This is a genomic window from Aestuariivita sp. (assembly GCF_021404545.1).
Classification (GTDB): Bacteria; Pseudomonadota; Alphaproteobacteria; order Rhodobacterales; family Rhodobacteraceae; genus Aestuariivita.
In genome coordinates, this window is record NZ_JAAWWD010000007.1 from 30362 (window position 1) to 41717 (window position 11356).

The 11356-nt window shown below is 61.4% G+C and carries 12 protein-coding genes and 1 pseudogene; 3 read left to right on the top strand and 10 right to left on the bottom strand.

All coding sequences use genetic code 11. The features are described from left to right. Positions 1-4 precede the first annotated feature (4 nt). Positions 5-1171, top strand: a complete 1167-nt coding sequence (locus HEP69_RS04995) for a serine hydrolase (protein WP_290557455.1) — start codon at positions 5-7, stop codon at positions 1169-1171. A 13-nt stretch (positions 1172-1184) separates the two neighbouring features. Continuing rightward, positions 1185-1559 (top strand): DUF2237 domain-containing protein, encoded by a 375-nt coding sequence (locus HEP69_RS05000; protein ID WP_290557456.1) that lies wholly within the window; start codon positions 1185-1187, stop codon positions 1557-1559. Positions 1560-2011: 452 nt separating this feature from the next. Here the strand turns inward: HEP69_RS05000 and HEP69_RS05005 are convergent, their stop codons facing one another. The 8 genes from HEP69_RS05005 to HEP69_RS05040 all read right to left on the bottom strand — a co-directional run bounded on the left by HEP69_RS05005 (position 2012) and on the right by HEP69_RS05040 (position 8499). Continuing rightward, positions 2012-2272, bottom strand: coding sequence for a hypothetical protein (locus tag HEP69_RS05005; protein ID WP_290557458.1), 261 nt, complete (start codon positions 2270-2272; stop codon positions 2012-2014). A 449-nt stretch (positions 2273-2721) separates the two neighbouring features. Next, positions 2722-3951, bottom strand: a complete 1230-nt coding sequence (gene trpB, locus HEP69_RS05010) for a tryptophan synthase subunit beta (RefSeq protein WP_290557459.1) — start codon at positions 3949-3951, stop codon at positions 2722-2724. Positions 3952-4058: 107 nt separating this feature from the next. Further along, positions 4059-4289 (bottom strand): N-(5'-phosphoribosyl)anthranilate isomerase, encoded by a 231-nt coding sequence (locus HEP69_RS05015; RefSeq protein WP_290557460.1) that lies wholly within the window; start codon positions 4287-4289, stop codon positions 4059-4061. Positions 4290-4313: 24 nt separating this feature from the next. After that, positions 4314-5006 carry a phosphoribosylanthranilate isomerase gene (locus HEP69_RS05020; protein ID WP_290557461.1) on the bottom strand — a complete coding sequence of 231 codons (693 nt, stop codon included), beginning with the start codon at positions 5004-5006 and terminating at the stop codon, positions 4314-4316. Between the two features lie 12 nt (positions 5007-5018). Continuing rightward, positions 5019-5369, bottom strand: coding sequence for a LapA family protein (locus HEP69_RS05025; protein WP_290557463.1), 351 nt, complete (start codon positions 5367-5369; stop codon positions 5019-5021). Between the two features lie 6 nt (positions 5370-5375). Further along, positions 5376-5657: an integration host factor subunit beta gene (gene ihfB, locus HEP69_RS05030; protein ID WP_290557465.1), complete on the bottom strand. Its 282-nt coding sequence runs from the start codon at positions 5655-5657 to the stop codon at positions 5376-5378. Positions 5658-5925: 268 nt separating this feature from the next. Next, positions 5926-7605, bottom strand: coding sequence for a 30S ribosomal protein S1 (gene rpsA / locus HEP69_RS05035; RefSeq protein WP_290557466.1), 1680 nt, complete (start codon positions 7603-7605; stop codon positions 5926-5928). Between the two features lie 642 nt (positions 7606-8247). Next, positions 8248-8499 carry a hypothetical protein gene (locus HEP69_RS05040; RefSeq protein WP_290557467.1) on the bottom strand — a complete coding sequence of 84 codons (252 nt, stop codon included), beginning with the start codon at positions 8497-8499 and terminating at the stop codon, positions 8248-8250. Positions 8500-8958: 459 nt separating this feature from the next. Between HEP69_RS05040 and HEP69_RS05045 the strand changes: the two genes are divergently transcribed. Beyond that, positions 8959-9876: an alpha/beta hydrolase gene (locus HEP69_RS05045; RefSeq protein ID WP_290557469.1), complete on the top strand. Its 918-nt coding sequence runs from the start codon at positions 8959-8961 to the stop codon at positions 9874-9876. Positions 9877-9959: 83 nt separating this feature from the next. Here HEP69_RS05045 and HEP69_RS05050 read toward each other — a convergent pair whose 3' ends face one another. Then, positions 9960-10517: a hypothetical protein gene (locus HEP69_RS05050; protein ID WP_290557470.1), complete on the bottom strand. Its 558-nt coding sequence runs from the start codon at positions 10515-10517 to the stop codon at positions 9960-9962. A 93-nt stretch (positions 10518-10610) separates the two neighbouring features. Then, positions 10611-11306 (bottom strand): annotated as a pseudogene (locus tag HEP69_RS05055) (fasciclin domain-containing protein). Positions 11307-11356 lie beyond the last annotated feature (50 nt).

Genomic DNA, 11356 nt, shown 5'->3' on the forward strand with positions numbered 1-11356 from the left:
GAAGATGCGCAAATTTGGGAAATGGTTGGGCCGGATCCTTTTTATGCTGGTTTTGGCAGGCGGCGTTGTTGCGGTCTGGAAATGGGAAGAGATCCAGCGCCTCCATTTCGTGACAACGATCTTCGATGCCGACCGGATCGTCCATAACTTCAGCAATATGGAAGAGGCGTTTCTGACCGTACCGGTGCTACGGGGCGACGGGCCTGTCATCCCATTGCCCGATGGGCCGCCGATGACCCTGCCCCCGGCTGTCGCGAACTGGGTTGTGGAGGCGGACCTGACCTCTCTTTTGGTGCTCAAGCGCGGCGACGTGGTGTTTGAGGACTATTACCGCGGCACCACGGCTGAGGATCGCCGTATCTCGTGGTCGTTGGCCAAGAGCTATGTTTCGGCCCTGTTCGGGATCTTGCTGACCGAGGGCGCAATCGGATCGCTGGGCGATCCCGTCACGCAATATGTGCCCGCATTGGTGGGCAGCGCCTATGAGGGGGTGAGCATTCGCAATGTCCTGCAGATGTCGAGCGGAGTGGTCTTTGACGAGGACTATCTCGATCAGTCCTCCGACATACGGCGTATGGGCCGGGTTCTGGCCCTGGGCGGGCTGATGGATGACTTCACGGCCAGTTTTACCGAACGCTCCGGCCCGCCGGGTGAGACATGGCGCTATGTCTCGCTTGACACCCATGTGATTGGCATGGTGATCCGAGGGGCGACGGGACGGTCGGTTGCCGATCTGATGGGAGAAAAGATCATGACCCCGCTTGGGCTGGAAGGCGCGCCCAGCTTTGCCAGCGATGGGGCCGGTGTCGCGATCGTTCTGGGGGGGCTCATCATGACCACGCGCGACTACGCGCGGTTCGGGCAGATGATCGCACAGAACGGCACATGGAATGGACGGCAGATCGTGCCGGAGGAGTGGATCGCGGCCTCGACCCGGGCAAGCGCGCCGACAGACCCGGATCGCGTCGGGTATGGCTATCAGTGGTGGATCCCGATCGGAGCGGAGCCGGGAGAGTTTTTCGGGCGTGGCATCTATGGGCAATACATCTATATCGATCAGCAAAGAGATGTTGTGATCGTCACCACCGCCGCCGATCTTGAGTTCCGTCAACCAGGCGTACATCGCGGCAATATCGAGCGGATGCGCGAGATTGCCGCAGCCACGCAGTAGAAAAGGACCGGCCATGGAACCCGATGAGAGCGTCAATGTCTTGGGCGGCGCACTGGAGCTTTGCTCTACTTCGCCGATGACTGGGTTCTTCCGAGATGGCCATTGCAACACCTGTGCCAGCGATCATGGCAGCCATACTGTATGCGCGGTCATGACTGCGGAGTTTTTGGCCTTTTCCAAATATGTCGGGAACGACCTGAGCACGCCGCGCCCGGAATTCGGATTTGGCGGGCTCAAGCCCGGCGATCAATGGTGCCTTTGCGCCGGACGGTTTCTTCAGGCTGCTGAAGAAGGTTGCGCACCACGGGTGCGATTGGGCTCGACCCATGCGCGCGCACTCGAGGTGGTGCCATTGGATATGTTGAGATCCTATGGGCTCGACGGGTGAGGTGGGCAGAAAATGACACATTTTCTGCCCAGAATTTGTGTCAAATTCTGGCGCGGAGCCGGAATGCCGCTTCGTCTGAAATCCCGGATCCCGTATCGGCACATGTCGCTGCATTGACCTGAAATTTCTGAGAACCGGCCAAAATCTGCGGTCATGCCCTTTCTATCCGTTTTACATCGGTGCGCATCGATCCAAACCGACTGCGACGTTCTGAGCAGGACGCTCCTGGGGCCCCTCAAAGGGGCATAGGCAGATGCGCACGTCCTGCAGCGTGACGCCATCGGCCTGGCAAGAGCTTGTTAGAGCCGGATCTCCCCCGGCGCGGATTGCTCGGGTCAAATCCCCGGACAACGCGCTCAATCCTGCGATACGGCAACGGCTTTGAACGCGGCGGAGGGCGCTGCGCTTGAACATTCAATGAGAACCGGGCCAGACCGCTCCGTCACTGTCCCTCAACTGTCATCGTCTTCGTCCTCGCCATCCTCTTCGTCCTCTTCTCCTCCGTCGCCCTCATCGTCTTCGCTCTCGTCACCGCTTGCCCCGTCAGCGTCGCTCATCGCAAAGATCAGGTCCGAGGCGGCGCGGTCCATATCTCCGGAAAGGGAGGTCACCATATTCGGGGGCCGTTCAATGGTCAGAGGAACGGACATACCCGCAAAGGCTGCGCTCCCCATCAGGAGAGTCACTGCGGAGAGGGTCAAAGTCGTTTTCATCGTATCCAGTCCTTTCATTCTTCAGGCCCGTCCTGGCCCACTCCGGGCAGGAACGGAACAGTCCAAACCTGCGCGCCTCGTGGATCGCAAGGAGCCTCCAACTGCTAACAAAGATAGGGGGTTGGAGATCACACAGAAGGGGTCCGATGCCAGACGGCGGGAAACGGCTGATCTAGGTCCAGAGTGGCCTTGGTTTATCAAAGATGGGGCAGGTTTTTCCAGACAGCCGGCTCAATGAACCATGCCGACGCCGATCCTGAGGGACTGACCGCGTGACGTCTGCAAGAAGTCCGAAGGCGCTCTGACCCCGTCAGGCGGGCGGTCCCGCTCCAACAACCGGCGTGCTGCAGACATGACGCGCAAAATCCGCCGCAGATCCCCAGACTGCCCGAGGCCAGCCAGGCTCACCCCCGGATCGGCGGAGTGTCGCGCCGCTCAGGCCAGTCACCTCAGTACTTGTCGGCCATCTCAAAGCCCAACGCGCGGGCGACGGTGAAGATATCCTTGTCCCCTCGTCCACACATATTCATGCAGATCAAGTGATCAGTGGGCAGCTTGGGCGCGATCTTCATCACATGGGCCAACGCGTGGCTGGGCTCGAGAGCCGGAATGATGCCCTCTTTCTCGCAACACAGCTGAAAGGCCTCCAATGCCTCCACATCAGTGATCGACACATATTCGGCGCGACCGATGTCATGCAGCCAGGCATGTTCCGGCCCGATGCCCGGATAGTCGAGCCCTGCGGAGATCGAGAACCCTTCCAGGATCTGTCCATCGTCATCCTGTAACAGATAGGTCCGGTTGCCATGGAGCACACCGGGACGCCCGCCAGTGAGGGAGGCGCAATGCTCCATCTTGTCGTTCACACCCTTGCCGCCAGCCTCGACCCCGATGATGGCGACTTCGGTATCGTCAAGGAATGGATAAAAAAGACCCATCGCGTTCGAGCCGCCCCCGATGGCGGCGATCAGCGTATCTGGCAATCGCCCTTCGGCGGCCATCATCTGTTCCTTGGTTTCCTTGCCGATGATCGCCTGAAAATCGCGCACCATGGCCGGATAGGGGTGGGGACCGGCGACCGTGCCGATGCAGTAGAACGTATCCCGGACATTCGTGACCCAGTCGCGCAACGCGTCATTCATCGCGTCTTTCAGCGTACCCCGGCCCGAAGTGACGGGGATTACCTCGGCGCCCAATAGCTTCATGCGAAAGACGTTGGGCGCCTGCCGTTCAACGTCATGGGCGCCCATGTAAACAATGCATTTCAGACCGAATTTGGCGCAGACAGTGGCGGTGGCCACGCCGTGCTGGCCCGCGCCGGTTTCTGCAATGATGCGGCTTTTACCCATGCGGCGCGCCAGAATGATCTGGCCCAGCACGTTGTTGATCTTGTGGGCGCCGGTATGGTTCAGCTCATCGCGCTTGAGATAGATCTTCGCGCCGCCCAGATGCGTGGTCAGCCGTTCGGCATAATAAAGCGGGCTGGGTCGGCCCACGTAATGGGTCCAAAGATCCTGCATCTCGGACCAGAAGCTGTCATCGGTCTTGGCGCGCTCGTATTGCTCTTCCAACTCCAGGATCAGCGGCATGAGCGTCTCCGAGACGAACCGCCCGCCAAAATCGCCGAACCGGCCGTTCTCGTCCGGTCCCCTCATGAAAGAGTTGAAAAGATCATTCATAGCGACATTCCCCGTATCGTTGTCAGCGGTTTAGCGAGACCGGGCGCAAGGGTAAAGCGATCCTTCGAAGGATCACTGACAGGGGTGGGCGAATTTTCGAAAATTCGCTACTCTAGGGGATAGATCGGCGCGCGGTTGCAAAACACCACGAAATGGCCGTTGTTCTCAATCGCCCGAAAGCCGCGCCGCCGCACCTCTCGGCAAAAGAGTTCCCGTCCCGCGATGCGCTCGACGTCCCGCACCCGGCGTCGGACAACGCCGCCGGTTTGCGCGGCCTTCGCGCTGAAAACGTGGTCAAGCCAGATCTGCGGGTCGAGGAATTCGGGCATGCTGCTCATGCCCCGAAGCTGCCCCAAACAGAGTTACTTTTGGGTTAACTCCTGGTCTGCGGGACCGAACGCCGCCGCCGACGCGGTCGCGGCGCGCACGAAATCCCGGATCAGGCCCACATCCTTGATCCCCGGCGCGCGTTCGACGCCCGAGGCCACATCGACCTGGCGCGCGCCCGTCATCCGTATCGCCTCGCCCACGTTCTCGGGCGTGAGCCCCCCCGCCAGCATCCACGGCAGTTTCCAGTGCTTGCGCCCGGCCAGCAGACGCCAGTCAAAGATCAGGCCGTTGCCGCCGGGCAAAACGGCATCACGCGGCGGTTTGGCATCGATCAAGAGCTGATCGGCGACATCCGAAAAAGCATCGATCGCCGCCAGATCGCCCGCATCCGCGATACCGATGACCTTCATCACCGGCAAGCCAAACAGTGTTTTGATCTCACGCACCCGCTCTGGGGTCTCTGCCCCGTGCAGTTGCAAAACATCCAGCGGAACCTGCGTCAGCAGATCCTCAAGCTCGGCATCGGTCGCGTTCACTGTCAGGCCCACCGTGGCCACGCCAACGGGCACGGCTGTGGCCAGGTGGGCCGCCTTGACCGGATCGACATACCGCGGCGATTTGGCAAAAAAGTTAAAGCCCAGATATCGCGCGCCTGCTGCCGCAGCCGCGCTCACTTGGTCCACCGTGGTCAGCCCACAGATTTTGACGGATACATCAGATGGCATAGTGCCGGAGCTTTAGCTTGCTTCGTCCAGAAGCGCCAGAACCTCATCCTTCTGCCCGGCTTTCTCGCCTTTGAGCCGGGTCACCTCGCGTTCCAGCTGCTTGGCTTCGCGTGACTTCACGCTTGCCAGGCGCCGGTGCTTGTATTCCCGCATCCATTCCCAGACAAAGCCGATCACCAGCCCCGACACGATCCCGCCAAACACGACGACAAAGAGCGGCAACTCGATCTGCCAGTTCAAACCAAAGAGCTCGGACAGCCCGCCCGGCAGAAGCTGCAATGTCACCTCGCCCCGATTGGCCATCGCAATCGACACGAGCACGATCGCCAGTACCGCCAGAAACGCATAGCGAATGTAACGCATGTGATCCTATTTCCCGTTCAACCTGTCGCGCAGTAACTTGCCCGTCTTAAAAAACGGGACATGTTTTTCTTCGACCGCAACCGTTTCGCCCGTGCGCGGATTGCGCCCAATACGCGCATCCCGCTTCTTGACCGAAAACGCCCCAAAACCGCGCAGCTCGACCCGGTCGCCACGTGCCATCGCATTGGTCACCTCTTCGAACACGGTGTTGACGATCCGTTCCACATCGCGCTGATATAGATGCGGGTTCTCTTCGGCAATCTTCTGGATCAATTCGGACCGTATCATTGTGTGGTCTCTCCCCCGTCGTTTTTTAAAACTATAGGCTCAATCGTCCATCACGGAAATGGGAGTTGCGACACCGAATTGAGATAAATCCCCGTTTCTGCGGGGATTTGCTGATCGACCGCCTTCGAATCGAACCTATTTCGCCGACACGGTCGCATACGGGACAAGAGGCCATCGCGCCGAGGGCGGCTTGATTCGGATGCAAAACGGCCCCGCCTCATCAGGCGGGGCCGCAGCGTCTTGTAACAGGGCGCAGAGCGCGCCGGGATCAGTCGTCGCCTTTCAGCGCCGCACCCAGGATATCGCCCAGCGATGCACCCGAATCAGACGAGCCATACTGTTGCACGGCCTCTTTCTCTTCGGCGATCTCGCGTGCCTTGATCGACAGGCCAAGACGGCGGGTCTTGCTGTCGACATTGGTCACGCGCACATCGACCTTATCGCCGACCGAGAACCGCTCGGGGCGCTGTTCGGACCGATCCCGGCTGAGATCGGAGCGACGGATGAAGGATTTCATGCCTTCATACTCCACCTCGATACCGCCATCCTCGATCGCGGTCACAGCGACCGTGACGATGGAGCCGCGCTTAACGCCGCCGACCGCTTCGGCGAACTTGTCACCGCCCAGCGCCTTGATCGAAAGCGAGATCCGCTCTTTCTCCACATCGGTTTCCGACACAACCGCCTGCACCATATCGCCCTTGCGATAGTTCTGGATCGCGTCTTCGCCGCGCTCGTCCCAGCTGAGGTCCGAAAGGTGCACCATCCCGTCGATATCGCCATCGAGACCGATGAACAGACCGAACTCGGTGATGTTCTTGACCTCGCCCTCGACTTCGGTGCCCTCGGGATGGGTTTCGGCGAACACTTCCCAGGGGTTGCGCATGGTCTGTTTCAGACCCAGCGAAACCCGGCGTTTGGTCTGGTCGATTTCCAGAACCATGACGTCAACTTCCTGGCTGGTCGAAACGATCTTGCCGGGATGCACGTTTTTCTTGGTCCAGGACATCTCCGAGACGTGGACCAGACCTTCGACACCCGGCTCCAGCTCAACAAAGGCACCGTAATCGGTGATGTTGGTCACGCGGCCCTTGTGGACCGAGCTGAGCGGATATTTGGCGCCGACCAGATCCCACGGATCTTCCTGGAGCTGCTTCATGCCCAGGGAGATACGGTGAGTTTCCTTGTTGATCTTGATGACCTGCACCTTGATCGTCTCGCCGATATTGAGGATCTCCGAGGGGTGGTTCACACGGCGCCATGCCATGTCGGTGACGTGCAGCAGCCCGTCAACACCGCCCAGATCGACGAAGGCACCGTATTCGGTGATGTTTTTGACCACACCGTCGACGTTCTGACCTTCGGCCAGGTTGCCGATGACCTCTGCGCGCTGTTCGGCGCGGCTTTCTTCCAGGATCGCACGGCGCGACACAACGATGTTGCCCCGGCGGCGGTCCATTTTCAGGATCTGGAAGGGTTGCTTGAGGCCCATCAGCGGGCCAGCATCGCGCACGGGACGCACATCGACCTGGCTGCCGGGCAGGAACGCAACCGCACCGCCCAGATCGACGGTAAAGCCACCCTTGACACGGCTGAAGATAGCGCCTTCGACGCGCTGGTCGTCGGCATAGGCTTTTTCCAGGCGATCCCAGGCTTCCTCGCGGCGCGCCATTTCCCGGCTGATCACGGCCTCGCCACGGGCGTTCTCCGCCGAGCGCAGGTACACCTCAACCTCATCGCCAACAGCGATTTCAGGGGCTTCACCAGGGTTCGCAAATTCTTTGAGATCGACACGGCCTTCCATTTTGTAGCCGACGTCGATGATGGCTTGTCCCGCCTCGATGGCGATGACCTTGCCTTTGACAACAGTCCCTTCATCGGGCGTGTCCATCTCGAAGCTTTCGTTCAGGAGGGCTTCGAATTCCTCCATAGATGCGTTTTGAGCCATAAGGTCTCGGTTTCCTTTACATAACGATCTTTCGGGCCATGCGGTTGTCTCCGCCGGTCTTTGGGTTGGGTTGGTCCGGGGCCGGGCATGCGCCGGGATACAAAAACGAAGGGCCGGTGCGTCACCGACCCTGCTCAAGTCCCAGTCGCACGGCTGTCCCGCCGCTTCGACCAGCGCGCTATAGCGGGTATCGGGCAAGGGATCAAGCGCGGTTTGACGCTCAGGCCAGGGTGGGCGGTCATGCGCCGTGGTGCGATCTGGCTGATGGGGCCGAGGCATCAGCAACCGGTCCACGGGTCGGCGCAGGCATCCACACTTCAGCAAATTGGGAGGTGGGCGCTTGGCCCTGAGGGAGTAACTGTAATGACATACCGGCGAGGTGATGAAAACAGAGCATGGCGGAGCGCCCGGCACTCTTGCGGTATGTCAGCCGTTCAGGGACCAGCCTCTGCCGCGCCCACAGGTGGCCCATCCAACCACTCGTTGGGAGGCTATCGACCCATGCCGCCCGGGCGCGGCGGCGATCCTGAATGCACGCCAGGTTTTGCGCGCACTGCCTGCTGGCGCCCGAAGGGTGTCCTGTCTCACGCAAGAACGGGTCTGCTGCCGTGGACCTGGCTCTGGCCCTGTCTCCGGTACACGCTATAACTCGAGCCAGGACGCGTAACGTGGCACAAGGACCGTCTGCTTGGAACCAACACTGAAAACCGCGCCCTCCCAGGATGGCATGGCCGCCGCTGTCTCAAGGCAGAGGCCAAAGCCTGCAAGACCGATATGCGCGAAATCGGGATCCTGCCCGCCCCCGATCCCCGCGACAAGGATGGGGTCGATGGCTGCCGCCCACCGGTGCAACGATCCCTTTCCTGCCTGTGCCAAGGCGATACGGGCCGGCAAGCCTGGTCCCGGCATTGTCCCCGACCCGCGCGCGAAGGCGAAGCACCGCCCTCACAGCTTCCCGGCACAGAGACCGGCAAGATGTCAGCTGGCGGCCACACCTTCGTGCAAACCCGCTGAAAAGGATGCCACGCAGCTTTGGATCAGCACAGGTCTGCACGCCAATCCGGCAAACCATTGCAGACCGTTCAACACCGTCACCAATCAAAACCCGGGCCAGTGCGCGATCCTTTTGGCGGTCGTTACCGGCCATGGCTCGGGCGGCAATGCCGTGCGTATGAAAAAACCACTCACAGGCCATAGAGTGCCCGCCACCTCCCCCGTGCAGTCAGCGTTCAGAACCACCCCCACACACAGCGCGCGACCGGACTGCCCTTCTTGGCAAGCCACCTCTGGCCAGCGCCGGGACCACATCATGGTTCACAAACATCCCGCTTCAACCCCGCAGGCCGGCCCCGCATGAGGTATGGCCTCTGGCTTGGCCTGATCCTGATGCTCGCAGGCTGCGCGCAACAGGCCGCGCCGCCTACACCGCAGGCCGATCCGCTCCTCTACCGGCCCGAAAAAATCGCCGCGACCGACCGGCTGGTCATCTTTATACCCGGTGCCCTCACATCCGTGCGCATGTTTGCGCCCGCGCGCGGCTGGACGCAAAGCGGCTTTGCCCCGGTCTTCTACCGATTTCCCGGGCTGGACGGCCGCCCGCTCACCGGCCCTCTGGATATCGGTGCGGCCGCGGATGAGATCGCAGCATTCGCCAATGCGCATCCCGAAAAGGATGTGGCCCTGGTCGGCTATTCTTCGGGTGCGCCGATCGCGATCCTGGCCGCTGCGCGCATCACCGGCGACCGGATCGTTCCGGTGGCGGCAATCTCTCCGGCGGTCGAACGATCCGGCGGACTGCCAACCCTGGCACGCGGCGCGGGCGATATCCTAAGAGCGGCGGCACGCGCAGGCACGCTCGAGCGCCTGCCGATCTGGGTCGAATACTGGCAAATCCTACTCTACGGGCGCAATGCCACCCCGGACCCACAGTTCCGCCAGCGCATCATCAGCCGTGCCCACACCCATAGCGGCGAACGCAGCCTGGGTCCCCCCGATCCCAACCTCGCCCGCTCCCATGCCAGCAGACTGGCCCGGTGGGAGCTGCCCCCGAAGCTCGATCTGACCCATGTCCGGCTGCGCCTCTATGCCGGGCTGGAGGATCCGGTATTTTCCACTGCGCAGACCCTAAGGTTCGCCCGCAAACTGGGGCAGGACCGGATCTATGGCTATCCCGGCGAAGGACACCTTTTGTACCTCACCCAATCGGACGTGTTCGACACCGCGCGCCAATTCGCCGACACCGTTCTGGACCCACAAACCGATCGGCAATAATGCCGCTGCTTCTTCTGGCCGGAAATATTCCCGGGGGAGCGCGCAGCGCGGGGGCAGAGCCCCCATTCGGACAGGCCCGAAAGCTAAAGCTCCTGGCCCCGGTTCAAAAGCTCCTCGAAGAGCTCGCGATAGATATCGTTGCTGTCGCCACCGCCAAAGACTTGCGCGCCGCCCGAATAGGTCTGACCGTAGGTGCGCGCCAGGTTGATCGTCTGCACCAGGCCCGAAATCAGCTGCTCGCGCTCCAGAGGCGACAGCGGGTGAATGAACACCCCCCAAAGCCGCCCCCGCGCCACCGCATAGCGCGCGTCGAGCGCGCTGTCGAAATTGGCCTGCATCAGGCGCATCAACTCATCAGGCTCCAACCCGTCGGCCGACCGGATGGGCACCATCGCGCGCATCCGGTCCGATCGGGGATCGGTGATCACGATGACCGGAATATCGGCCAGCGTAAGTTGAAAGGACGCCCCGTCCTGACGCGCATCGGGATCAAGCGCGGCCAGAATACCTCCCATCCGATCCAGCGTCATCGCCGGTTCGGAAGGCTCCGGCACGGCAGGCGGATCTTCTGCCTGGGCCAGCGCTGGCATCGCCCCGAACAGGGTTACCGCCAAAGCACAGGTCAACAATGTTGCGCGCATGTCCAATCCTCCGTGTTGCGTCGCGTCAGCCTAACGGGCGGGCCGACAAGGGCGCAAAACAGGATTTCGTGACGGCCACCACCGGCACCCGTCCTATCCGGCCGGCAGCGTCAGCCCGAACACCAGACCGGCAACACCCAGAGCGCCCAGAATCACCTCCCAGACATCATCCTCATCATCGTCCCCGACCACCCGGTCCTCCTCCACTTCAGGCGGCAGATCTGCAGGCACGCCCAGCAAGGTCGGCGCATCCGAAACCGCGGGCGTGTCGACAGGCAGCAGGATCTGATCGACCACCTGGACGGTACCGCCCGGCACCGCGATATCGGCAGAGATGACATCTGCATCCTGACAATCGGGATCACCATCGACGACGGTTCCGCCCGTCAGCTCGACACGCGCGCCGTCAAGCAATGTTGGAACAGGACCCTCGGCGTTCAGCTCATCAAGATCGGCCTCTTCGGGTGAGACGTGATAGAGCAGGATGTCCGTCAAGAGCGGGATAGGATCGTCGTCGGGCGACAACTGCGTCAACGCCCCGGCGATTGAGCCGAAAACCGCATCCGCATCGGACGGATCGCCTTCGAACCCAAGATTTTACGCAAGCCCGGCAAAGGCCGCGTCTGTCGGCGCAAAGAGCGTGAAATCCTCCAACCCCTGCACCGCTTCGGTCAGGTCTGCGGCCTCCAGGGCCAGGCCCAGAACCTCGAAATCATCCGCGGGCGACCACGTGCCCCCCATAACCGGCAAAGGTGACGTGATTGTCGGAAACAACGCCTCAAGTGACATATCATACCCCCCAGTAGATGTCCGCTATACGGATCACTCGGGGGAAGCGG